The organism is Paenibacillus sp. FSL R5-0766 (assembly GCF_037971845.1).
Classification (GTDB): Bacteria; Bacillota; Bacilli; order Paenibacillales; family Paenibacillaceae; genus Paenibacillus.
The window spans coordinates 4,099,916-4,122,343 of record NZ_CP150227.1 but is presented as its reverse complement, the minus strand read 5'-3'; the positions used below and the strand labels follow the sequence as shown (position 1 = coordinate 4,122,343).

At 44.8% G+C, this 22,428-nt stretch carries 23 protein-coding genes and 1 riboswitch; of the genes, 20 read left to right on the top strand and 3 right to left on the bottom strand.

What is annotated here, in order from left to right; translation table 11 throughout:
- Window positions 1–15 precede the first annotated feature (15 nt).
- The 15 genes from MKY66_RS17680 to MKY66_RS17610 all read left to right on the top strand — a co-directional run bounded on the left by MKY66_RS17680 (window position 16) and on the right by MKY66_RS17610 (window position 14,718).
- Window positions 16–729, top strand: coding sequence for a hypothetical protein (locus tag MKY66_RS17680; protein WP_017688052.1), 714 nt, complete (start codon window positions 16–18; stop codon window positions 727–729).
- Window positions 726–1,556 carry a hypothetical protein gene (locus MKY66_RS17675; RefSeq protein WP_076210100.1) on the top strand — a complete coding sequence of 277 codons (831 nt, stop codon included), beginning with the start codon at window positions 726–728 and terminating at the stop codon, window positions 1,554–1,556. Before MKY66_RS17680 ends, MKY66_RS17675 begins: the two co-directional genes overlap by 4 nt.
- Before the next feature lie 7 nt (window positions 1,557–1,563).
- On the top strand, window positions 1,564–3,390 hold the full coding sequence (locus MKY66_RS17670; RefSeq protein ID WP_076210101.1) for an ATPase, T2SS/T4P/T4SS family: 1,827 nt from the start codon (window positions 1,564–1,566) through the stop codon (window positions 3,388–3,390).
- On the top strand, window positions 3,380–5,446 hold the full coding sequence (locus tag MKY66_RS17665) for a hypothetical protein (protein WP_076210102.1): 2,067 nt from the start codon (window positions 3,380–3,382) through the stop codon (window positions 5,444–5,446). The genes MKY66_RS17670 and MKY66_RS17665 overlap by 11 nt, the downstream gene beginning before the upstream one ends.
- Window positions 5,447–5,508: 62 nt before the next feature.
- On the top strand, window positions 5,509–5,994 hold the full coding sequence (locus MKY66_RS17660) for a hypothetical protein (RefSeq protein ID WP_062834890.1): 486 nt from the start codon (window positions 5,509–5,511) through the stop codon (window positions 5,992–5,994).
- 16 nt (window positions 5,995–6,010) lie between these two features.
- The gene (locus tag MKY66_RS17655) at window positions 6,011–6,409 is read left to right on the top strand and encodes a hypothetical protein (protein WP_076210103.1); all 399 of its coding nucleotides are present in this window, start codon (window positions 6,011–6,013) and stop codon (window positions 6,407–6,409) included.
- Complete coding sequence (locus tag MKY66_RS17650; RefSeq protein WP_076210104.1) at window positions 6,406–6,957, top strand: hypothetical protein; 552 nt, start codon at window positions 6,406–6,408, stop codon at window positions 6,955–6,957. Before MKY66_RS17655 ends, MKY66_RS17650 begins: the two co-directional genes overlap by 4 nt.
- Complete coding sequence (locus tag MKY66_RS17645) at window positions 6,944–7,927, top strand: hypothetical protein (protein WP_076210105.1); 984 nt, start codon at window positions 6,944–6,946, stop codon at window positions 7,925–7,927. Before MKY66_RS17650 ends, MKY66_RS17645 begins: the two co-directional genes overlap by 14 nt.
- 138 nt (window positions 7,928–8,065) lie before the next feature.
- Window positions 8,066–9,616 carry an ABC-F family ATP-binding cassette domain-containing protein gene (locus MKY66_RS17640; RefSeq protein WP_076210106.1) on the top strand — a complete coding sequence of 517 codons (1,551 nt, stop codon included), beginning with the start codon at window positions 8,066–8,068 and terminating at the stop codon, window positions 9,614–9,616.
- Window positions 9,617–9,691: 75 nt separating this feature from the next.
- Window positions 9,692–9,801: riboswitch (TPP riboswitch) on the top strand.
- A gap of 191 nt (window positions 9,802–9,992) precedes the next feature.
- Window positions 9,993–10,688, top strand: coding sequence for a thiamine phosphate synthase (locus tag MKY66_RS17635; RefSeq protein ID WP_083656993.1), 696 nt, complete (start codon window positions 9,993–9,995; stop codon window positions 10,686–10,688).
- A gap of 17 nt (window positions 10,689–10,705) precedes the next feature.
- Window positions 10,706–11,878 (top strand): glycine oxidase ThiO, encoded by a 1,173-nt coding sequence (thiO, locus tag MKY66_RS17630; RefSeq protein WP_076210107.1) that lies wholly within the window; start codon window positions 10,706–10,708, stop codon window positions 11,876–11,878.
- A complete protein-coding gene (gene thiS, locus MKY66_RS17625) occupies window positions 11,875–12,078 on the top strand; it encodes a sulfur carrier protein ThiS (RefSeq protein ID WP_036613636.1) in 204 nt (67 codons plus the stop codon). Before thiO ends, thiS begins: the two co-directional genes overlap by 4 nt.
- A 2-nt stretch (window positions 12,079–12,080) precedes the next feature.
- Window positions 12,081–12,848 (top strand): thiazole synthase, encoded by a 768-nt coding sequence (locus MKY66_RS17620; RefSeq protein WP_076210362.1) that lies wholly within the window; start codon window positions 12,081–12,083, stop codon window positions 12,846–12,848.
- Entirely contained in the window at window positions 12,845–13,894 is a 1,050-nt protein-coding gene (locus tag MKY66_RS17615; RefSeq protein WP_076210108.1) for a ThiF family adenylyltransferase, read from the top strand. The genes MKY66_RS17620 and MKY66_RS17615 overlap by 4 nt, the downstream gene beginning before the upstream one ends.
- A gap of 119 nt (window positions 13,895–14,013) precedes the next feature.
- Window positions 14,014–14,718, top strand: a complete 705-nt coding sequence (locus tag MKY66_RS17610) for a response regulator transcription factor (protein WP_076210109.1) — start codon at window positions 14,014–14,016, stop codon at window positions 14,716–14,718.
- Between the two features lie 110 nt (window positions 14,719–14,828).
- Here MKY66_RS17610 and MKY66_RS17605 read toward each other — a convergent pair whose 3' ends face one another.
- Together MKY66_RS17605 and MKY66_RS17600 are read right to left on the bottom strand one after the other, a co-directional pair.
- Window positions 14,829–15,329, bottom strand: coding sequence for a C40 family peptidase (locus tag MKY66_RS17605; protein WP_076210110.1), 501 nt, complete (start codon window positions 15,327–15,329; stop codon window positions 14,829–14,831).
- Between the two features lie 296 nt (window positions 15,330–15,625).
- Window positions 15,626–16,267 carry a thiamine diphosphokinase gene (locus MKY66_RS17600; protein WP_076210111.1) on the bottom strand — a complete coding sequence of 214 codons (642 nt, stop codon included), beginning with the start codon at window positions 16,265–16,267 and terminating at the stop codon, window positions 15,626–15,628.
- Window positions 16,268–16,449: 182 nt separating this feature from the next.
- On the opposite strand from MKY66_RS17600, the gene MKY66_RS17595 reads away from it, so the two are divergent.
- Together MKY66_RS17595 and MKY66_RS17590 are read left to right on the top strand one after the other, a co-directional pair.
- The gene (locus MKY66_RS17595) at window positions 16,450–17,151 is read left to right on the top strand and encodes a trimeric intracellular cation channel family protein (protein ID WP_076210112.1); all 702 of its coding nucleotides are present in this window, start codon (window positions 16,450–16,452) and stop codon (window positions 17,149–17,151) included.
- A 1-nt stretch (window position 17,152) separates the two neighbouring features.
- Window positions 17,153–17,623, top strand: a complete 471-nt coding sequence (locus MKY66_RS17590) for a low molecular weight protein-tyrosine-phosphatase (RefSeq protein ID WP_076210113.1) — start codon at window positions 17,153–17,155, stop codon at window positions 17,621–17,623.
- 165 nt (window positions 17,624–17,788) lie between these two features.
- On the opposite strand, the gene MKY66_RS17585 is transcribed toward MKY66_RS17590, so the two are convergent.
- Window positions 17,789–18,523 carry an alpha/beta hydrolase-fold protein gene (locus MKY66_RS17585; RefSeq protein ID WP_076210114.1) on the bottom strand — a complete coding sequence of 245 codons (735 nt, stop codon included), beginning with the start codon at window positions 18,521–18,523 and terminating at the stop codon, window positions 17,789–17,791.
- Between the two features lie 256 nt (window positions 18,524–18,779).
- Between MKY66_RS17585 and pdhA the strand changes: the two genes are divergently transcribed.
- The 3 genes from pdhA (at window position 18,780) to MKY66_RS17570 (ending at window position 22,425) form a co-directional block, all read left to right on the top strand.
- Window positions 18,780–19,847, top strand: coding sequence for a pyruvate dehydrogenase (acetyl-transferring) E1 component subunit alpha (gene pdhA / locus MKY66_RS17580; protein ID WP_017688072.1), 1,068 nt, complete (start codon window positions 18,780–18,782; stop codon window positions 19,845–19,847).
- Between the two features lie 101 nt (window positions 19,848–19,948).
- A complete protein-coding gene (locus tag MKY66_RS17575; RefSeq protein WP_076210115.1) occupies window positions 19,949–20,926 on the top strand; it encodes an alpha-ketoacid dehydrogenase subunit beta in 978 nt (325 codons plus the stop codon).
- A 176-nt stretch (window positions 20,927–21,102) separates the two neighbouring features.
- Window positions 21,103–22,425, top strand: a complete 1,323-nt coding sequence (locus MKY66_RS17570; protein WP_062834876.1) for a dihydrolipoamide acetyltransferase family protein — start codon at window positions 21,103–21,105, stop codon at window positions 22,423–22,425.
- The last annotated feature ends 3 nt before the right edge of the window (window positions 22,426–22,428 follow it).

Sequence of the window (22,428 nt, the reverse complement as noted above, 5' to 3'; positions counted from 1 at the left end):
GGAGTTGTAACATCTATGCATACATGGATCTTTGCGGGTTTATGTGAGAAGAATGATTTGATGTTATATCTTTGCAAGATATTGGCTTCAACAGGCAACAAGGTCTTGCTCGTAGATGGAACCTTACAACAGAAGTATGGGTACGGTGTAGGTGACAGTCAGCAGTCTTTGCGAATTACTGAATTTGAAGGATTTGATATCGCTTGTCATTTTGTCACTTCAGCAGCTGTAGAGAATCATCTTGAAGTAAATGGAGAGCGATTGGACAGTTATGACTATGTGTTATATGACATGGAGACCTCGCATTTTGCTTCACGTAATCTCTGGCTAACCGCTGATGTAAGAGTCTGGGTGAGTGATTATGAGCGTTACAATCTGGAACGTGGCAAGGGATGGTTGAAGCGGTTGCTTGAAGAACAGTCATTACCTGGTGAGCTGTCATTTCAGCGGCTCTTAATTAACGGGGTTGACTGCAAGCTTGAAGCTCGTTATCTATGGGCGTATCTGGAGGGCAGTCCGTTTGTGTGGACAGGAGAATCCTTAGTGCTTCCTTGGGATGAGTTAACAGCTGCGGTTAAGCTTGAGAATGAGCATCATCGCCGAGTTCATCTTGGACCTTTGTCACGAAATTACAAAAAATCGTTGTGTCGCGTGGTCGAGCAGTTAACAGGTTGGGAAAGTGTTCGCAGTCGCCGTGCGATGAAAGAAGCAGAGAGGATGAGAGCATGAGCACCATTACCTTTTGGAGTCCTTTTGCAGGTACAGGTTGCACTTCGAGCACATTAATTAGTGCTTATGCGATGGCACTTCACTATAGGACAAGAGTGTTACTTGTTAATGCAGGCCTTGCAGGAACTGGCACAGAAGCTGCTCTACCATCCAAAGATACGGATTCAGCGGATTTTATGTTCTCCTTTGAAGAGGGTGGTTGGGATGCGATTGAACGGCTGCATTCGAGTGGCAGTCTGAATAAGCACAATCTCAGGGATTATACCAAGCCACTTCTGAAGGAAAGACTTGATTTCTTAACCGGAAGAATGGATGAGATGGAACGTTCCCCGCAGGAACATGGTGAGACAGTGAAAAAGCTGCTAAATGTAGCTAACGAGTATTATGATCTGGTTCTTCTGGATGCGGATCATGCTGATGTTGATTCACAGCTCAAGCTGCAACAGGCGGACTATGTTGTAATTAATCTCGATCAAAATATGCGAAATCTGGAGTTGTTCTTTGAAGAGATCCTGCCAGAACGAATGAACAATAAGAATATACATGTTGTCATTAACAAATACGATTTGCATTCCCGTGCAACGCTTTCCAATATTAAGCGACAGTTCAAATATAAAGGCACGATATCCGCGATACCGTACACAACCGGATACCTGGATGCAATGAATCGGCGAGATGTCGCCAGGTACTTGCAGTTGGAAAGTTTGACTGAGGATAAGGATATTCGTAAAGGGAGTTTTGCTGCAAGCATGAGCGAACTCGCTCGCCTGATTATGGACGGTGCAGGTATGCGCACAGTTCTGAAGAGGCTGGAAAGGGGAGCCTGAACCTCCGATGCTCTGGAATACCATATGGATAAGTTTAATTTTGATTCTGTGCCTGACTTATATCTGGTTCAAGTATAGAACGTTTCTTCGTGAAAAGAATGCTCGTGTTCCTGAACAGGAATCATTCACGATTGGCATGTTGATTGAGAAGGTGAAGAACTCACTTCATGAGCTTAGTCATAGTCAGCTCGCGGATGCGGGTCTGCATGAAGAAGAATATCGTCGGAGAATTAATCAACGTGCCGAGATGAGAAAAGCGCTGAAGGGCTGTGTCTCAGGCAGTGTCAGCGACAAAACGTATGTTAAAAATCTGATAGGGGATCTCCTGACCCGAAGCATAGGGCTGAACAAATCAAATGTAGATGAAGTTATTTTGTTTGCAGAACCAGATTTGTTGACGATCCAGGACCGATTCGAAATTGTATTTTATCTGTACCGACAGCAATTCGGTGTGGATGCACTCTCCCGAATGATTGATACCTACGATCTTGGCAGACTGAGAATGGATGAAGGTACGGACGATGGAGGAAGTTATTATATCTCTGAGGAGGATATTCAGTATGTGTTCGAGTGCGAATATCGAGAGCTTGGATTCAGAGAAAAGACTGATATCATCGTGCAACGTATCTACCAACATTATAAAGGATTCTCGGTTGTTGATGAGATAAGGGACCAACGTATTGACGGCGTTAGTGGTGGTGTCAGCGGTATGCTTGATGCTGTTCATAATATGGGACTTCGAAAACCGGCATCATGGAATGATTTGCTGGATCAAGGACTGGAGGATAATGCACATGAAGAACCGCTTAGCGGCATGGAAAGTGTCTGGATTTTCTATAAAGGTAAGTCCATTCATCTATCCTTTCTGTCCTTCGGAAGCATCCGTGAACTGAAAAGGGTATGCCAGAATATTTACAAATACAATTATCCCGGACAGTTGTCGGAAGCAAGTGGCTACAAGGTGAACGAGATGAAAGACGGCTCCCGTGTCGTTGTTGTTAGACCTCCTTTTGCAGAATCGTGGGCATTCTTCGTCCGGAAGTTCGATATTCCGAATGCTTCACTTGAACAATTGGTTACGGGTAACAACGCAGATCTGCCAATTACATTGCTTCAATACCTCATGAAAGGAAGCCGGATTACAGCTGTAACCGGGGCACAGGGTTCTGGTAAAACAACGTTGCTTATGGCTATGGTGAAACACATCTATGCATCGTACACCCTTCGGGTGCAGGAGATGGCGTTTGAACTTCAATTAAGGCGGATCTATAGCCGACGTAATATTTTGAGTTTCCGAGAGACTGAACACATTTCAGGTCAACAAGGGCTTGATTTGCAGAAAAAAACGGATGGTACCGTCAATATACTTGGTGAGGTAGCGAGTGATGAAGTGGCCGCATGGATGATTCAAATGTCTCAGGTTGCCAGTCTGTTTACCCTGTTTACCCACCATGCCAAAACGTTTCGTGATCTGGTCTTCTCCCTCCGTAATTCCTTGCTCAAGACAGGTATGTTCCAGCATGAGCATATTGCTGAGGAGCAGGTTGTGAGTGTCATCAATTTCGATGTTCATATGAAGAAAGATGCTGAGGGACGAAGATATATCGAACGGATTACGGAATGTCTTCCTCGTGCGAATCAAGGTGACAGCGTGGAAGAGAGGGCAGGTTTTACATTTCGTAATGTTGTGGAGTACAGAGATGGAGCGTATGTTGCAACAGCTCCAATCTCCTCTGGATGCATGATGGATATGCGAGAACAGATGACATTACAGGATGCTGAGAAGTTTGAACAGTTTATGAAGCAACACTGGGGTGATCAGTATGACAATTAAATGGATTCTGCTCCTCGTATTAAGTATTTGTGCAGGAGGTTTGCTGATCACACTTCTGGTTTTAAGTATGTTACGTCACAGAGGAGGTGGTTCAGCAATTCAATCCGGCGTGATTTTTGCTCCTAGCGGGAAGGGATTCAAGGGATTGGGATCAATCTTGTTGCAGTCCTATCGTCTTGGAATGAAAGTGCCACTGCTATCAGCTTATATTCTACAGGTTCAGAAACGTATTTCATTCCGCCATGTTGGGGATGAGCCTTCACTTCGCAGGCTGACGATGACAGTGGTTCTGATTATTCTTGGAGGTTATGGAGGCATAAGTGTCATTCTGTTTTTACTACAGCCGGGTATCGCTTTTGTAATACTTTCTGTACTCTGTGCTGTGGTGCTAAACAGTCTGGTATTAGATATGTGCCTCAGTCGTATGGAGAAAAGGTTGCTGGTGCAGATGTTGGATATCTTCGCAGATGTAAGGCATCGGTATCATCAGCATGGCATGGTTGAGGAAGCGCTCTATGAAGCCGCTGAAGCAGGTACAGGAGAAGCGGCAGAACAGGTAAGACTGATCTACGAAGCTCTGACTTCTCCAGATCCAAATGAAGCACTTGAGCGTTATTATGAAGTGGCTCCCAACCGTTTTCTCAAAGGATTCGCTGGCGTTTCCTATATGGTCATGGAGTTTGGGGATAAGGACAGAGCACAAGGCTCTATCTATCTTAAAGGACTGGGTAACCTGACTCAGGAGATTCATCTGGAGATTTTGCGGCGTGATAAATTGGATTACCTGCTCAAAGGACTTAATATCATTGCGCTAGCTCCGGTATTGTTCACCGCTCCAATCGAACGCTGGGCCAGAGTCAGTTTCCCAACGATGGATGAATTTTATCGCAGCAAAATCGGTTTTGTTACCAAAATATCGATCTATGTCATCATCATCCTTGCTTATTTGCTTTTGCAAAGGCTCCAGCAATACGATGAGACCCGTTACCGGTCAGGGCATAAGCATTCATGGTTGGATCAGTTTCTGTACAGGCAAACCTTCATACGGAAATTGGCAATGTTGTTTGCAGCAAAACCTGGCAGTGCACAGTACAGTCAAACGATACGGCTCATGAGGGAGAGCAGTTCAGAGTTGAAATATGAATGGCTTGCCATTCGACGAGTGATGTTATTCGCAGGTTGTTTGGTCCTTACAATGGCTTGCATCTTGCTGTTGCACCAGGTTGAACGTAACCACATCTTGCATGATCCGATCCGGGATGATCGAATGTTTGGTGCAATGGCTGAAGCGGATCTCAGGAAAGCTGAGGAAAAAACAGCATTAGATCAATCCGTGCTGAAAAGTGTAGAAATGAACCGAGGAGCTACATATGAAGAAGTCTCCAAAGCGTTACAGCAGTTATCTCCCTTTCAGTTGGACCATGATACTCAGGCTGAGACGATCGCGCGCATTATGCAGAAACTTGAGGTGTATAACAAGCAGTATGTACGCTGGTGGGAAATGATTATAGCCATTCTCATGGGTGCAGCAGGGTACTACATGCCCGTATGGCTTATGATATTTCAGCGGAAAATGCGAAGGCTGGATATGCGACATGAAATCTATCAATTCCAGACAGTGATATCCATTTTGCGTGAGATGGACCGAATGTCAGTCGAGGAGATATTGGAATGGCTTAATCGATTTGCCGTCATTTTCAAGCGCCCGCTGCAAAAATGTTTGTTGCATTTTGAACATGGACCAGAGCTTGCACTTGAACAATTAAAGGAAGAGGCGGGTTTGCCCGAGTTCCAGCGACTGGTTGATAAATTGCAGCTTGCCCTTGGCAAAATCTCAATACGTGAAGCCTTCGATGATCTCGAGAGCATGATGGCATTTTATTTTGAACAACGCAAGCAGGAGTACAGCAAAATGATAGATGTCAAAGCATCATGGGGGAGAACTATTGGATTTACACCTATGTACGCCCTTATCTTTTTGTATCTGGTTATTCCATTGGTCGGTATGAGTTTCTTGCAGATGAGCATTTATTATGAGCAAATTCAGAAACTGTAGCACAATTCATCTGTGTGACAGTCTGAAATAGTTTAATAACTTATAACTTGGGAGGATTTATTATGAACAATGCATCAAGCGCTTTAAAGGTGGCAGCAGGGATATTTTTAACAATCGCTTTGATCACAATTGTAGTTCTGTTGTTTATTTCAGCTCAGGAGGCAACCAAGACGGCCCAGAACAATTTTGCTGATATCCAAACCGAGTTGTCCCAGGCTGCATTTACAGTATATGACGGAACAACCATCAGTGGATCACAGGTAACCAATGCGCTGCGTAAATATGCGGACAAGGATCAGTTCGGTATTCAAGTCATTACAGGTAAAAATAAAGCGGGTCAATGGTACGGTAATCAATTGAATATTTCACAGGATCTCAATAATGCGGACTACGGCTCGGTTATTGCACCCGACGATAAAGTGGGGATTATTAACCAGACCATGAGTGAAAAAGACAATCAATATGTCAATCCAAGTGGTAAATTCAAAGCCATTATCGTAAAAGACCGTTCTAACGTGGTAAGAGGGCTGATCTTCCAGCAATCCTGACAGGAGTTGGTATAACATGTCCCGGAATACACAGCATCTCATGTTGTTTTGTACGGCGGTTGTCCTGTTTTTGACAGCCTGCCTGTACGGGCAACAGAATGTTAAGATTTTATCAGCGGCCTTGAACGACAGAGTACAGACAACAGCAGGCATGGAAGGTCGACTGACAACAACACTGCATACCACTAATCCGGATCAGTATAGTGGTGCAGAAGTGTTGCATACCGTGAGGCAGATGACTGGTACAGGCATTCCTGTGGAGGTAGATGGGACTTCGTATGTGATCGATCCACTTGTCAGCAAAACAGCGACGATTCCTGTCCAGCTCGATGCCACCTACAGACCGGAGTTTATACGAAATGAAGCTGGAGAACTGCTCAAGATTGTTTTTTGGAAGGAGACCAGTGTGAATTGATTAATGCCGCGTCCAAGCTGCTTGCCGTATTGCTCGCAGTCCTTTTGCTCTATGTGTACCCAGCTGCTGAAACAGCCGATCGGCAGGATGATATAGCACGTATGACGGCTATTCAGAATGTAACACGTTTTGTTGATGCTGTCCGAACGAAAGGGTATATTTCACCTCGAATGTTGGCTGAGTTTGAGGAGCAACTGGCCCAGACGGGCAATGTGTATGAGGTGTCGATGGAACATTTACATAAGAAATATGTACCTCACTATACAGACCCGATGGACAATAACAGTTTTACCGGGACCTATGAGGTAGTGCAGGATGGATATTATGCAGCTCAGATTCGAGAGAGACTATTCCCATCCTCAGGTGTGATACCGGTTGATGATCCTGGCCGAAGATATACGTTGACCACAGGGGATTTTTTCACCGTGACGCTCCAAAATACAAATCGTACACCTTCCATGCTCATTCGTGAATGGTTGAGTGGTACGGCTCAGGCTTCAGCGGTATTTGTAACATACGGAGGTATGGTTCTCAATGAAGATTACTGAGCTTTCCATTGTATTCGTGCTGATCTTTTTCCCGCTTTTCTGGATCATCTCACTCCATACGCAAGATGCCGAGGAGGCTCAATATCTTGGTCAACGATACAGATCTGCACTTCAAACTGCAGTCATGGATGCAGGTGCAGTCATGCATCAGAATGAGAAACAAAATGATGAAGCGGGTTATGATTCAACCAAGTTTGTTAAAGCGGACAAAGAGCTTGCCTTGTTAACATTTACTCAGACGATGGCTTTGAATATGGGGATTCAGGATGATCCCGCAGCTATTCGAAACATGTTTAATTACATTCCTGCCGTGGTTATTCTGGATTATGATGGCTATTATATGTTGTCCACAGAAACAGAGATGACGGGTAACCTTGAAGATTCTTTCAGGCAAGTGTGGAGCCCCAAGAAACCTTATACATATTCAGATTCTAATGGTAACAGTATTAACTTTACACTGGACGACTACGTATATGCCTATGACGCAAACGCAGGGAAATGGATTGAAGGATTTCAAAAAGAACTGGCCTCAAGCGCACAGATTCCTTTACTTCAGAATACCAGCGTATTTGAGCAAGTTAGACAAAGCCGGATTGTGACTACTGTGCAGGATGATCTGGCTGATGTGATTAACCGCCATAATGAGTTTGCCAGAAAGAACGGTATTTCCTATACTTTTACGATGCCCCTGATTGCGCAGGAAGAATGGTACAACTCCATTAACGATATAGGGATTATGGCCTTTATCCAAGGTATAGGTGTGGGTGACCAGAAGATCAACAATTATGCGATCGGTGGAGGCAGACTTGTGAAGAAAACGGCCATCGTAGGTGGGGTAGATCCTTTAACGGGTATCAGGTACTATTACCCCTCCACATGTGGTAATGGTTACCGTGCTGAAGAGGTGTTCACAGACGCAAGACAAGCAGCTGCACAAGGCTATTTCGAATATAAATGCTCTAATCGTTAGGTTAGCCTGTATGACAAAATCATGTAAGAGGTTCCTGAACTGTTTACATTACTTTCAGAAAAGACTGGACCTGTGCTAGAATAGGGTTTCGGAACAATAACAAAAGTAATGTCTAATAGATAGGAGCAACCTCATCTTATGAGTTTATTGTCAGTAGAGAACGTAAGTCACAATTTTGGAGATCGCACGTTATTTAAAAATGTATCGTTTCGTTTACTTGCCGGAGAGCGCGTAGGACTTGTTGGTGCCAATGGTGTGGGTAAATCCACATTAATGAACATCCTTACCGGTAAATTGCTTAAAGATAGTGGAAAAGTGGAATGGACACCTAAGGTCCGTTATGGATATCTGGATCAGCACACGAAGCTTACCCCAGGCAAAACCATTCGTGACGTGCTTAAGGATGCATTCCTTCCGTTGCTTGAATTGGAAAAAGAAATGATGAATATTACGGACCAGATGGCAGATGCAGATCCAGATAAGCTGGAGCAGTTGCTGGAAGAGATGGGCGATATTCAGGAACAACTGGAACAGGGCGACTTTTATCTGATTGACGTAAAAGTGGAAGAGATGGCCAATGGTCTTGGTTTATCCGCAATTGGTCTGGATCGAGATGTCGCAGCTCTAAGTGGTGGACAACGTACCAAGGTGCTTCTTGCCAAGCTTCTGCTTGAGAAACCTACAGCTCTTTTACTGGATGAGCCGACCAACTATCTGGATGTAGAGCACATTGAATGGCTGTCACGTTACCTGAAGGACTACCCACACGCGTTTCTCTTAATCTCCCATGACACGGAATTCATGAATGAAGTCGTAAATGTCATTTATCATTTGGAATTTGCCAAATTAACGAGATATGCAGCGAACTATAACAAGTTCCTCGAGATGGCTGATATGAATAAAGCCCAGCATATTGATGCATACGAGAAGCAGCAAGAGTACATCAAGAAACAGGAAGATTTCATTCAGCGTAACAAGGCACGTGCTTCAACTTCAGGTCGAGCGAAGAGCCGGGAGAAACAGCTGGACAGAATTGAACGTATTGATCGTCCAGATGAAGCAGCTAAACCAACGTTCAAATTCAAGGATGCCCGTGCGAGCAGCAAAACGGTCTTTGAGGGCATTGATTTTGAAATTGGATATACGTATCCTTTGCTGCCTAAGATGACAATGACAATCGAACGTAGTGAGAAAATTGCTATCGTAGGTTGTAATGGTGTGGGTAAATCGACACTGCTGAAAACTATCCTGGGCAAAATATCTCCACTTAGTGGAAAGACCTTTTTGGGAGATTATCTCGAAACGGCCTATTTTGAGCAGGAAGTTCGTGCTGGAAATATCACGCCGATTGAGGATGTCTGGAATGAGTTTTCACATTTGACCCAGAATGAGGTCCGAGGACATCTCGCTCGCTGTGGGTTGAAAAATGAGCACATTACCCGTCCGCTTAACATGCTGAGTGGTGGAGAGCAAGCCAAGGTTCGTTTATGCAAACTCTTGATGCGTGAAAGCAACTGGATTCTATTCGATGAGCCGACAAACCATCTGGATGTCACAGCTAAAGCGGAGTTGCAGCGTGCTTTGCAAGAATTCAAGGGAACGGTGTTACTGGTATCTCATGAACCTGATTTCTACGAGGGTTGGGTCACCAAAACATGGAATGTCGAAGAATGGTCTGAGAAAAACTAGACGATTCAAGACAATGTTTAACAGAAATGACGGTGACAAAAAAATCCGTCTATGGTAACATAGGCTACAACTTCATATGAACACTAGGGGGGCCGCACGATGCGGCTGAGATGGAAGAATGCGATTCCGGACCCTTTGCACCTGATCTGGATCATACCAGCGTAGGGAAGTGGCGAGCGCGTTTCAGTGAATGACGTGAGCAAACGGCAATTCGAAGGATTCAACCGTCTGTTTAACGAATTGAAACATGCAGTTGCGTGTATAACGTTAAGGCTATAGAGTCTATAGCTTTATTGCACGAAATGAACTGTATGTATCAGTCAGTCATCTGGTCCTATAATTAATACGCAGCCACTCCCCTACGGGAGTGGCTTTTTTGTGTTTTCATAGCATTCATGTCTGGAAGGAGATGAACAGTACGGTATTTTCTCATGAACATGTACACGGATCATTTGAACTGCATGTTGTATCTACGGGTGCAGGGGATCAAGCATCTTTTGTAAAAGCTGCAAAGAACGTGTGGCCTTGGGTGGACTATATTCACATACGAGAGAAACAACTCTCGTGGCAACAAAAGATCGCTTGGGCTGAAAGTCTGCGTGGTGTTGGCGTTCCATCTTGTCGTATCGTTATCAATGGTTCAGAGCTGCCTTCACAGAATGACATCCATGGCGGTGTACATTGGGGGCAAGATGCAATACGTAACTATAACCCTGCAGCTATAAGCAATGTGCAGCGACTTCGTCTGGGTGTATCTGTTCATTCAATCGATGAGGCAAAAATCGCTGAAGAACGGGGAGTCGATTACCTTTTCTTCGGGCATGTCTACTCAACCAACAGTAAGCCTGATCTTGAACCAAGAGGATTATATGCTCTGGCTGAAGTGTGCTCTGGTGTCTCCATTCCTGTCATGGCGATTGGGGGTATCGAACCGGGAAACATTCACTCTATTCACTCTGCAGGCGCACAGGGAGTCGCTGTGATCTCGAATGTATGGGCGAGCGATTCCCCGGATCGGGCGGCTGCATTATTAAGGCAGGCTATCGTTGGTACAGAAAGTTTGAGCCGCTGAATCAAGGAGATGAGCTGATGAAGAAGATCATTACTGATAGACCGGATAAGGTTCATGCCGAAACCATTATTGTAGGTGGAGGCGTCGTTGGTTGTGCCATTGCTTATGAGCTTGCCTCTCGTGGACAAGATGTACTGTTGGTAGAGCGTTCAGCAATCGCGGGAGGAACTTCGTGCGCCGCGGCTGGAATGCTGGCAGCAGACAGTGAAGATTTTGCTCATCCTTTGATGGCTAAGCTTGCCAGGCAGAGTAGACAGTTACTTACCGAGCAACAGGTGCTGATGGCTACACTCAGTGAGGTAGAGACTGGTCTGCAACGCCAAGGATTCCTAACTCCTTTTCGTTCATACAGTGAATTAAGTAGTTATAAGGACAATCGGAAGTCTGCGTTGTCTACTTCTGCTGATGAGGTGTGGTGGGATCGTTCCGTTGTGCAGCAGGAGGCATCATGGCTTAACAGAGATACGTATGGAGCCTATTACAGACCTTACGAGAGTGAAATTCTCCCAGTCCACCTAACGAAGGCATACGCCGAATCCGCTCAAGCAATGGGAGCACGGGTAATGGAGGACATACAGGATATACGTGTGCAAGCAAACGAACACGGTGTGCAGGGAATCACCACATCGATCGGTGAGATGAGATGCAAACATGTCATTATAGCGGCTGGATTACAGAGTGAAGAGTTGATGAGACATGTGAATCTGAGCTTGCCTGTGTGGTCGGTAAAAGGTGAAATAGCCGCCGTTCAGTTCTCAGATGAACATGCAGGGTACAGACCTGATAGAACGGTGTATGCAGAGGATATCTATATAGTTCCCAAAGCCAATGGAGAAGTTTGGCTCGGGGCAACCAGTCTGCCAGGCAGAACGGATCTGAACGTTTCTGTACAGGGTGTTCAGAAGCTATTAACTGCGGCTACCCACTGGGTGCCTGGGATGAAAGAAGCACAATTTTTGCGGGCGTGGGCAGGCGTAAGGCCGGCAACTCCGGATGGTCTGCCTTATATAGGTGCTTGCGAAAGTGTTCCTGGGCTGTTTGCCGCCTTTGGACATTACCGTAACGGTATTTTGCTCAGTGCGATAACAGGCAGACTAATCGCTGAATTGCTCGTGGGCAAAAGCTCAGAAGAGCTCGGAATTGAGGCGCTGAGCCCTGAGCGATTGAACAGAAAGGGAGTGGTGCAGTGAATATCATCGTTAATGGTCAACGGATGGAGATTGAAGACAGATTGAATCGTGTGGATAAACTGCTTCAATCTTTTGATCTGCAAGTCAAGACTGTAGTTGTAGAGCTGAATAAGCATATTTTAACCCGCGAGTACCATGAAACGACGGCATTAAGAGAAGGCGATCGAATTGAGATTGTACATTTTGTAGGAGGCGGTTGATGATGTTGAACATTGGTAAATATACGTTTGAGTCCAGATTGTTGCTCGGAACAGGCAAGTTTTCCGATCTGGAAGTGCAAAGTCAGGCTGTGGAAGCATCTGAAACGGAAGTTTTAACCTTTGCTGTTCGTCGTCTGAATCTGGAGGAACGTAATCAGAAGCATTTCCTGGATACGTTGGATCTGGATAAATACACACTTCTTCCGAATACGGCGGGGGCTTCCACTGCGGAAGAGGCGGTGCGGATTGCCGAGCTTGCGCGGGCTTCAGGACTTTGTGATATGATAAAAGTCGAAGTCATCGGAGATGGAAACACGTTACTCCCAGATCCGATTGAAACGTACAAGGCTTGCGAAATTTTGCTTGAAAAGGGCTTCACGGTATTGCCTTATATTTCAGATGATGTCATTCTGGCCAAAAGGCTGCAATTGCTTGGCGTACATGCTGTAATGCCTGGCGCTTCTCCCATCGGAGCTGGCAGAGGCATCATCAATCCCTATAACCTTGAGATCATCATTGAGCAGGCCGTTGTACCTGTAATTGTGGATGCAGGGTTGCGCTCCCCAAAAGATGCTGCTTATGCGATGGAACTTGGTGCAGATGGTGTATTGTTAAATACAGCCGTATCCGGATCAGGGGATCCAGTGAGCATGGCTAAAGCAATGCGATTGGGGGTAGAAGCGGGTAGATTGGCATATGAGGCAGGCATGATTCCCATAAAGCGTTATGCAGCAGCCAGTAGTCCGGTGGAAGGAATGGTTCATACATGACAGATCAAATAACATCTTCCGAGCAGGCCGATCGTTATTCCAGACAGGAACGTTACGCGCCACTTGGTAAGGAAGGCCAGGCCAGATTAAAGGGCAGCAGAGTTTTAATTGTAGGCGCTGGCGCACTCGGAACAGGAATTGCAGAAACGTTAGTTCGTTCAGGAGTCGGACACTTAACAATTGTGGATCGTGATTATGTGGAGTGGAGTAACCTGCAGCGACAGCAATTATATGTAGAACAGGACGCGCTTGAGCGGATACCGAAGGCAATGGCGGCGGAAAAACGTTTATCTGCCATTAATTCCACGGTTCATGTGGAAGGGAAAGTGTTGGACGTCAGAGTAGATGAGTTGGAAGAACTCGTTCAGCATACAGACTTGATCATGGATGCAACGGATAATTTTGATACCCGACTACTCATTAATGATATGGCACAGAAGCACCGTATTCCCTGGATTTATGGTGGATGCGTAGGTAGTTACGGTATTACCTATACATTTATGCCTGGAGATACGCCATGTTTAAATTGTTTGCTGGGTGAAGTCCCTCTGGGTGGAGATACCTGTGATACGTCTGGCATCATACCTCAAGCGGTACAGATGGTAACGGCGAATCAGACCGCAGAAGCGATGAAGTTACTTAGTGGCAATGCAAATGCATTGAGACGTAAGTTATTGTCATTTGACGTGTGGAGGAACGAATACATATCCATCAATGTGGATGGTGCGAAAAAGCAAGACTGTTCTTCCTGCGGCACTTCGGCAACGTATCCATATCTTTCTGCGTCCAATCTGGAGAAAACCGATGTGTTGTGTGGCAGGGACACCGTTCAGATCCGACCTGCACGGCGTATGAATCTGGATCTTCAACAAACAGCGGAACGTCTGGATAGACTTCAAGAAGGAAAAGTGGAATCCAATCCGTTTCTGGTTTCTTTTACAACAGGGGTCTACAGAATGGTCATTTTCCAAGATGGACGTGTCCTCGTACACGGAACAAAAGACACAGCTGAAGCACGTACGCTCGTCCATCGCTACTTTGGTTAAAGCACGAAAGAAGCAAAGTCTGTTCCCTTGAGGGAATGGACTTTTTCATTTTACGGCATGCTATCTGTACCAACCATTGCTGCGAGCAGTGGGGATAGAGACAGGCCGGGTGAAAAAGAGTGAAAACAGCCATTTTGCTGATTGGAGCAGGAGAGCAGGTCAGCCTTATTCAGGATGTTTTATGTAGCGAAGGGTATGAGGTGAAACGAATGGAGTGGTCCGAACTAAACCAATCCGTCGAGCCTTCGTTGCTGCATATTAACCTAATCATCCTGGTAGACCGGGAAGAGGGGAAGAAGAATTGTGGTCAGGATCAGAAATTAGAGTTAAAACGATGGTTAGATAAAGGTCAGGTTGTACCTCTACTGGTTATTACTTCAAATGCATTTCCTCAGTTCATCGTGGAATGGCTGGATTATGGAGCTAATGACGTGATGGAGGAACCTATCCACATGACCGTAATGCTTGCCAGAATACGAAACTTGTTGCGTGTTTTTGCGAATGCAACACCAGAGGGCGAAGAAGTAATTGTAGTTCATGATCTTAAAGTCAATTTGCGTTCAAGACGGGTAAATCGTGCGGGTGAATACCTGACATTAACGCCAAAAGAGTACGAATTGCTGGAATTCCTGGCCCTGCATGTGAATGAAGCATGTACTCGGAGTGACATTTTGCGGGAAGTATGGGGATATGAATATGCGATGGATACGAACGTTGTGGATGTGTATATCAAACATCTGAGGGTTAAGGTGGATAAGGGAAGAAGTGTGAAACTGATTCATACTGTGCGTGGGATCGGTTATATGCTACATGATAAAAATTAGATTACGAAGATAGTTCCATGAATCACCAGTTTAGAGTGTGGCAAAAAGAGGGTAAAAATAAAAGACCGGATAGTAACCTCCGGTCCTTACTGATTAGCTATGATGTGATTCTAAAGTACACGACGAGCTTTAACATACGTTCTCTTCCAAGTACCAGAATCCAGATCAGAGAGGGTTACGCCTGGAGATCCATACGTATGCAGAATCTTACCATTTCCCGCATAAACGCCTACGTGAGTGACATTGGAACCGGTAGAACGGCTACCACTGGAGAAGAATACCAGATCTCCGACACGCAGATTAGCTTTAGACACAGCTTTACCTTCTTTGGATTGTTTCACGGAAGTGCGCGGCAAATCTACACCATACTTTTTGAAAATATATTTCATAAAAGAAGAGCAGTCAAAAACCTTGGTTGTTGAAGTTGAAGCACCAAATTTATATGGAGTTCCAGTGAATTTTTTGCCATAGTTAACAATTTGTTGACCTGTGGATACAGAAACAGTTGCTGCCTGTGCAACAGGTGCGTTAGTCATTAATACAGCTCCAAAACCTAGTGTAGCGCACAACCCGACGGTTACGGCCTTTTGGACAAAGATGTTTGTTTTCATGTTAGTTAGTACCTCCAAAATTCGTTTTCGTTAAGTTGCTAGAGCGAGTATAACAGCTTTGTAACAGCCTAGAAATTGGATAGAGGAGTGTAATCCCTTGCGCCACAATGGTTTGGGTATGTTTATTAAAATATGATTAAAAATGTCAAAAAATTAATCATTGACGGATGAAGAATTAAGATGAAACAACAAAGACCCTTGAGTATCAAGGGTCTTTGTTATGTGTGAACCTATTTTATTCATTGAATCACTGGTTACAAAAACGTAATAAATAACTATGAAGCATGCGAATAGATTCAATCTTTGCTCTGAATAATCAGTAATAAGCCACTATCAATCGTGACTGTACCGGAGGAGCCTAAGAGCTTGTTGCTTACACCCAAGGATTGTCCCATGCGAATGGTGGCTTGATCTAGCGGATACATAAAACCATCTAGAGTTATTCCTGTAACTTCATGAGTCAAGGGGAGCAGAGAAACATATTTATAGTCACGATGCTCAACCACAGCTTTGGATGTGGTCAGTGTCATGTAATTGTGCTTGTCCTGAATGGCACAGGAGATATGATGCTGCATCGCGCGAACCATAATATGTACATTGGCGAGTGTGTGATCCATACGTGTACCTGTAGCACCTAACATTAAGATATGAGATGGTTCGTAATCTAGCGCTGTCTCAAAAGCCATTTCTGTATCAGTAAGATCCTTATGAACAGGGTCACATGTAATGAACCGAATGCTATTGTTGCTTACAATAATACGTTCCTCTTCAGTAATGGAGTCGAAGTCTCCAACTGCAATGTGAGGCTGAATACCGTGTTCAATTAAAAATAATGCACCACGATCGGCCGCGATGATCATATCATCTTCTCGTATTTCCTGAAGTAATTCTACAGATAAGTTTCCGCCTGTAAAAATAACAACTCGTTTCACCGTCATTTTATTTCATCCTTCCTAATTCAGAGCAAAATAGGTCATTGTTCAAATATAATGTTGGAACCTGTACAAATATATTCACCAAACCAGTATAATCCACAAAATGTGGTTGCACAATTTCAGTGCTCGCGGATACAATGGGTAGAGCGACATGGAGATGACTTGAAAAGTGAGGTTTGAACAGGTTGGACTTACACATTTTTGAAGTATTCAGCATTATAGGCACTATCGCATTTGCAATGTCCGGTGCCTTCGTGGCAATGGAAGAGGAGTATGACATTCTGGGTGTACTAGTGCTTGGACTTGTCACGGCATTCGGAGGCGGGATTATCCGGAATGTACTTATAGGTATACCTGTAACGACACTGTGGAGTCAGGGATCACTTATTATGTTAGCCCTAGTATCAGTAGCGATTGCGTTTATATTACCTCTCAAGTGGATTAGTCACTGGAAGAGAACAGAGGCGCTGTTTGATGCAATCGGACTCGCAGCATTTGCAATTCAAGGGGCTCTCTACGCGGCGAACATGGGACATCCTATTAGCGCAGTTATCGTTGCAGCAGTAATGACCGGTATTGGTGGAGGCGTTATTCGTGATGTGCTTGCAGGACGTAAACCGCTTGTATTGCGTGACGAAATCTATGCTGTATGGGCAATGACAGCCGGTTTTGTTATAGGTATGGGTTGGTTGACAACAAATGCCGGATTATTGCTTTGTTTCGCGGCCGTCGTGTTTTTCCGGATGTGTTCTGTACATTATAAATGGAAACTGCCACGTCGTTCGTTGGTGCCGTCTGAGACCGGGAACGTCAGTCCTCAGCCGGAGAGCATTGTGACACAGCCAACATCGTCGGTACTTCAAGGTACGCTAAGCAAGGGGGATTAATATGATTAATGTTTTGTTTGTATGTCTGGGCAATATATGTAGATCACCAATGGCTGAAGCCGTTCTGCGTCACAAAGTCGTGGAGAAGGGGCTTGAACACCAGATTCGTGTGGACTCTGCGGGTACAGGGGACTGGCATGTTGGTAAGCCTCCGCATGAAGGGACTCGAAAATTGCTGGATTCGTACCAGATTTCTTATGCCAACATGGCAGCAAGACAGTTCGCCAGCGAAGACTTTACTCAATTTGATTACATTGTGAGTATGGATAATTCCAATGCAGATAATGTGCGCAACGTTCCAGGCGGAGCTGAGGCGGACATCATCAAGTTCATGGACATGCTTCCCGAGGAAAAACTCAGAGAAGTACCTGACCCATATTACACAGGCAATTTTGAAGAGGTGTACGAGCTGGTTAACGCAGGCTGCGATGTTCTGTTGAGTAAGATTGAAGCGGAACATTCCTTAGCCTAAAAAGTAAACGAAATTCATGCTTAATTTGTAATTCGACAAAGAAGCAGGATTAGAGCACTTAAAGCAAGCAGGATATCCTGCTTCTTTTTCAGGTTACAATTGTAAGCGGTATCAATAAAATTAAAAACAATAGCGGCATTTCAGCCGCCTGTTAATGTGGTCCTTTTATCTTTCCTGAAGAAAATAAAGTAATGCTTCGGGCAATTCCTTCTGCCAAAAACCCCATTGGTGTTTTCCATCTTTCTCCTGGTAGGAGACGAGAGCACCACGTTTTTCGAGCAATTCTCGAGTATCCCGGTTTAATTGAACAAAATTATACGTACCCGTGTCTGCCTCGAAATCAGTCTCCTGCAAACCAACGATCATCCAGATCGAGAGCCAGGACAGATCTTCAGCTGCGGCATAGATTTCCTGTGAAGCAGAGTAGAAGGCGCCAGACATGCTGATCACACGTGTGAACAGATCCGGATATAACAGAGCAAGATGAAGCGAAACACTGCCACCGAGCGAATCTCCGGCAAGAATGCGTTCCTGCGGAGAACGGCGTACAGGATATTTCTCTTCTATATAGGGAATAATCTCTTCAGCGAAGCAAGCAGTATATGCCTTGAACCGATCTCCAAATGGAGCATATTCCTGCGTTCTCACAGACACATCGACCTGAACCCCTACAATAATGAAAGGTTCGGCTCCTTCGTCCAGAATAATTTGGTTAGCTGTTGTAGCAATTCGTCCGAAATTAAAAAATTCTTCGCCATCCTGACAATAAACGACAGGGTAGCTAAGCAATTCGTTATAGCCTGGGGGAAGGTAAATACGGAGCGTTCGCTTCTCTCTGAGATAGCGACTTTCAATCTCTTCCTTCACAATCGTGCGTTTCAAATAGCGGGAATCCGTCATAAAACGTCACCTTTCTCGGTTAATTTTTTGCATTCGACCGCGCAATACGGTAAGATTACCCTTGTGCGGGGTTAGGTCAAACACGCAATCATGTATTATGCTGTTATACCAATATTAAGCCCCTGTTATACATACAATCCGGCAGGAAACATAAAAAAATTACGGATTTCTTTGACGTATGGAGTGAAACAGGTGTATAATAATATTATAACAGCGGAACTTGATATTCAAATTTTTTGTTGAGGTGAAGAAAAAAATGAGCAAGGTTCCTTATGAAGTGTATACAGAGGATGTAGAAGCTCTGTCCGTGCTGTCTCCTGACGGCGAAATTGTTAACAAAGACATGATGCCTACACTTTCCGATGATCAATTAAAAGAAATTATGTACCGCATGGTATTTACCCGTACTTGGGATGACCGTGCAGTAAACTTGGGCCGTCAAGGTCGTCTTGGTTTCTATGCTCCAGTATCTGGTCAAGAAGCGACAATGGTTGGTAGTGAATTTGCAATTGAAAAAGAAGACTTTGTATGTCCTGGCTATCGTGACATTCCGCAACTCGTATGGCATGGACTTCCTCTTTATCAAGCGTTCTTGTACTCCCGTGGACACCAACATGGTGGACAAATTCCAGATGGCGTTAATGTATTGATGCCACAAATCATCATTGGTGCACAAATTCTGCATGCAATGGGTATCGCTATGGGTTACAAATTGAAGAAACAAAAACAAGTTGTTATCACATACACAGGTGATGGCGGTTCTTCTGAAGGTGACTTCTATGAAGGTCTGAACTACGCTGGTGTATACAAACTGCCTGTTATCTTCTTCGTACAAAACAATGGTTATGCCATCACAACTCCTTTTGCTAAACAAACAGCAGCTCTGTCCATCGCTCACAAAGCGGTAGCAGCAGGTATCAAAGGTGTTAAAGTTGACGGTATGGACATCTTCGCTGTTATCAAAGCTGTTCAGGAAGCTGCTGAGCGTGGACGTAACGGAGAAGGCGCAACATTGATCGAAGCAGTAACTTACCGTTTCCGTCCTCACTCCCTTTCGGATGATGCTTCCAAGTATCGTACAAAAGAAGAAGAGGCAGAATGGTCTGCTAAAGATCCTATCGCACGTTTCGCTAAATATCTGGAGAAAAAAGGTCTTTGGACTGAAGAAGATACAGCACGTGTGAAAGAAGAAGCAAAAGCTAAAGTAAATGAAGAGATCAAAAAAGCGGAAAAAACCGAGAAAATGACGATTTCAGGCTTGATCGACAGCATGTTCGAACAAACGCCTAAGCACTTGGAAGAGCAAAAAGCTGATTTCCAATAAGTTTTTTCCGATAAAGCATAAACATCCGCGACTTTAATGTCCCGGTATACATGTACGAATTCAAATGTGAACTGTCAATGTTTAAGGAGGAAATGAAGCAAATGGCACAAATGAACATGAAAGAAGCAATCCGTGATGCGCTTCGCGTGGAGTTGAAACGTGATCCTAACGTTCTGCTTTTCGGTGAAGACGTAGGTAATGTAGGCGGCGTTTTCCGTGTAACGGAAGGTCTGCAAAAAGAGTTTGGCGAAGAGCGTGTATTTGATACTCCACTGGCTGAGTCCGCTATTGGTGGTCTGGCTGTAGGTCTGGGTGTACAAGGCTTCCGTCCGGTTGCTGAGATCCAATTCGTTGGTTTTATCTTCGAAGCTCTTGACCAAATGGTAGTGCAAGCTGCTCGTATGCGTTTCCGCTCCGGTGGAAAATACAATTCTCCAATCGTATTCCGTACACCATTCGGTGGCGGTGTAAAAGCGGCAGAATTGCATACAGATTCCCTGGAAGGTTTGCTCACGCAAACACCAGGTATCAAAGTAGTTGTTCCTTCCAACCCTTACGATGCAAAAGGACTGATGATCGCTTCTATTCGCGATAACGATCCTGTATTCTTCATGGAGCACTTGAACTTGTACCATGCTTTCCGTGCTGAAGTGCCTGAAGAAGATTACGTTGTTGAGTTGGGTAAAGCGAACGTTGTTCGTGAAGGTTCTGATGTAACAATCATTACTTACGGTATGATGGTTCACACTTCTGTGAAAGCAGCAGATGAACTCGAAAAACAAGGAATCAAAGTTGAAGTTATCGACCTTCGTACGGTTAGCCCGATCGACATCGATACTATCGTTGCTTCCGTTAAGAAAACAAACCGTGCAATTGTTGTACAGGAAGCTCAAAAGAGCGCAGGTGTTGCAGCTGAAGTCATTGCCCAAATCAATGAAAAAGCAATCCTGCACTTGGAAGCACCGGTTCTGCGTGTAGCTGGCCCGGACACTGTATATCCATTTGCACAAATCGAAGATACATGGCTGCCTAACCCGGCGCGTATCGTTGCTGCGGTTAACAAAGTCGTAAATTTCTAATTTAATCATCTGACATGCCGCAAGGCGCAGTATGGTGATTCACACCGCAGCGCAAGCTGCACTGTAAACAGCCATTAGCCCCTTGAGTAACAGTTATTTGCATTAGCAGTAACAGTTGTTTCTTGGAGTTAAGGGTTGTTTTCAGGATTGAGCACATAATCAAGGAGGTTTTTCAGTTGGCTAAATTTGAATATAAATTCCCTGAATTGGGCGAAGGCCTGCACGAAGGCGAAATCATCAAGATGCACATCAAAGTCGGTGACAAAGTAACTGACGACGACATCATCATGGAAGTACAGAACGACAAAGCGGTTGTAGAAGTACCTTGTCCGGTTAACGGAACAGTTACAGAAGTATTCGCTAAAGACGGTCAAGTCTGCCACGTTGGTGAAGTTGTAGCGATCATCGATGCAGAAGGCGAACTTCCTGAGCAAGACGACGCTCCTGCTGGCGATCAAGGCGAGCAAGAGAAAGATGCAGCTCAAGGCGGAGCTGACACAAGCGGTTCTTCTGCAGCAGCTTCCAGTTCGGATGCAGCTAAAGAAGGCGGCAACAACAGCGTTCCGGCAGTACCTGCCAAAGACGTTCTGGCAACACCAAGCGTGCGTAAATTTGCTCGCGAACAAGGTGTAGACATCGCTCAGGTTAACGGCACTGGCAACAACGGTAAAGTAACCAAAGAAGATGTTGAATCCTTCAAAAACGGTGGCGGTTCTTCCGCAGCGGCATCTTCCGAAGCTCCGGCTCAAGAAGAGAAAAAATCCGCAGCACCAGCAGCGGCTGCAGCTGATCAACACGTTGAAGAAGAGCGCGTACCATTCAAAGGTATCCGTAAAGCGATCTCTAATGCGATGGTTAAATCGGCTTACACAGCACCTCACGTTACAATCATGGACGAAGTGGACGTAACTGAATTGGTTGCTTTCCGTACTCGCATGAAACCAATTGCAGAGAAAAAAGGAACAAAAGTTACTTATCTGCCATTCATCGTTAAAGCACTGGTTGCGGCTTCTCGCCAATTCCCGGCTCTGAACGCTATGATTGATGAAGAAGCTAACGAAATTGTTTACAAAAAATACTACAACATCGGTATCGCTACAGATACAGACAACGGTTTGATCGTTCCTGTTATCAAAGATGCTGATCGTAAATCCATCTGGATGATTGCTGATTCTATCCGTGATCTGGCTGCTCGTGGTCGTGAGGGCAAATTGAGCGCGAATGAAATGAGAGGAAGCACGATCTCCATCAGTAACATCGGTTCTGCTGGCGGTATGTTCTTCACACCAATCATCAACTTCCCTGAAGTTGCTATTCTCGGAACAGGACGTATCAGCGAAAAAGCAGTGATCAAAAACGGCGAAGTAGTTGCAGCACCTGTAATGGCTCTTTCCCTGAGCTTTGACCACCGTATCATCGATGGCGCAACAGCACAAAACTTTATGAATTACATTAAACAGCTGCTCGCTAACCCTGAGCTGCTTGTTATGGAGGTGTAAGAT

Excerpts from the sequence above, each read along its gene's own strand:
- MKY66_RS17680 (WP_017688052.1), top strand. The coding sequence starts at position 16 with ATGCATACATGGATCTTTGCGGGTTTATGTGAGAAGAATGATTTGATG.
- MKY66_RS17675 (WP_076210100.1), top strand. The coding sequence starts at position 726 with ATGAGCACCATTACCTTTTGGAGTCCTTTTGCAGGTACAGGTTGCACT.
- MKY66_RS17670 (WP_076210101.1), top strand. The coding sequence starts at position 1,564 with ATGCTCTGGAATACCATATGGATAAGTTTAATTTTGATTCTGTGCCTG.
- MKY66_RS17665 (WP_076210102.1), top strand. The coding sequence starts at position 3,380 with ATGACAATTAAATGGATTCTGCTCCTCGTATTAAGTATTTGTGCAGGA.
- MKY66_RS17660 (WP_062834890.1), top strand. The coding sequence starts at position 5,509 with ATGAACAATGCATCAAGCGCTTTAAAGGTGGCAGCAGGGATATTTTTA.
- MKY66_RS17655 (WP_076210103.1), top strand. The coding sequence starts at position 6,011 with ATGTCCCGGAATACACAGCATCTCATGTTGTTTTGTACGGCGGTTGTC.
- MKY66_RS17645 (WP_076210105.1), top strand. The coding sequence starts at position 6,944 with ATGAAGATTACTGAGCTTTCCATTGTATTCGTGCTGATCTTTTTCCCG.
- MKY66_RS17640 (WP_076210106.1), top strand. The coding sequence starts at position 8,066 with ATGAGTTTATTGTCAGTAGAGAACGTAAGTCACAATTTTGGAGATCGC.
- thiO (WP_076210107.1), top strand. The coding sequence starts at position 10,706 with ATGAAGAAGATCATTACTGATAGACCGGATAAGGTTCATGCCGAAACC.
- MKY66_RS17620 (WP_076210362.1), top strand. The coding sequence starts at position 12,081 with ATGTTGAACATTGGTAAATATACGTTTGAGTCCAGATTGTTGCTCGGA.
- MKY66_RS17615 (WP_076210108.1), top strand. The coding sequence starts at position 12,845 with ATGACAGATCAAATAACATCTTCCGAGCAGGCCGATCGTTATTCCAGA.
- MKY66_RS17605 (WP_076210110.1), bottom strand. The coding sequence starts at position 15,329 with ATGAAAACAAACATCTTTGTCCAAAAGGCCGTAACCGTCGGGTTGTGC.
- MKY66_RS17600 (WP_076210111.1), bottom strand. The coding sequence starts at position 16,267 with ATGACGGTGAAACGAGTTGTTATTTTTACAGGCGGAAACTTATCTGTA.
- MKY66_RS17590 (WP_076210113.1), top strand. The coding sequence starts at position 17,153 with ATGATTAATGTTTTGTTTGTATGTCTGGGCAATATATGTAGATCACCA.
- MKY66_RS17585 (WP_076210114.1), bottom strand. The coding sequence starts at position 18,523 with ATGACGGATTCCCGCTATTTGAAACGCACGATTGTGAAGGAAGAGATT.
- pdhA (WP_017688072.1), top strand. The coding sequence starts at position 18,780 with ATGAGCAAGGTTCCTTATGAAGTGTATACAGAGGATGTAGAAGCTCTG.
- MKY66_RS17575 (WP_076210115.1), top strand. The coding sequence starts at position 19,949 with ATGGCACAAATGAACATGAAAGAAGCAATCCGTGATGCGCTTCGCGTG.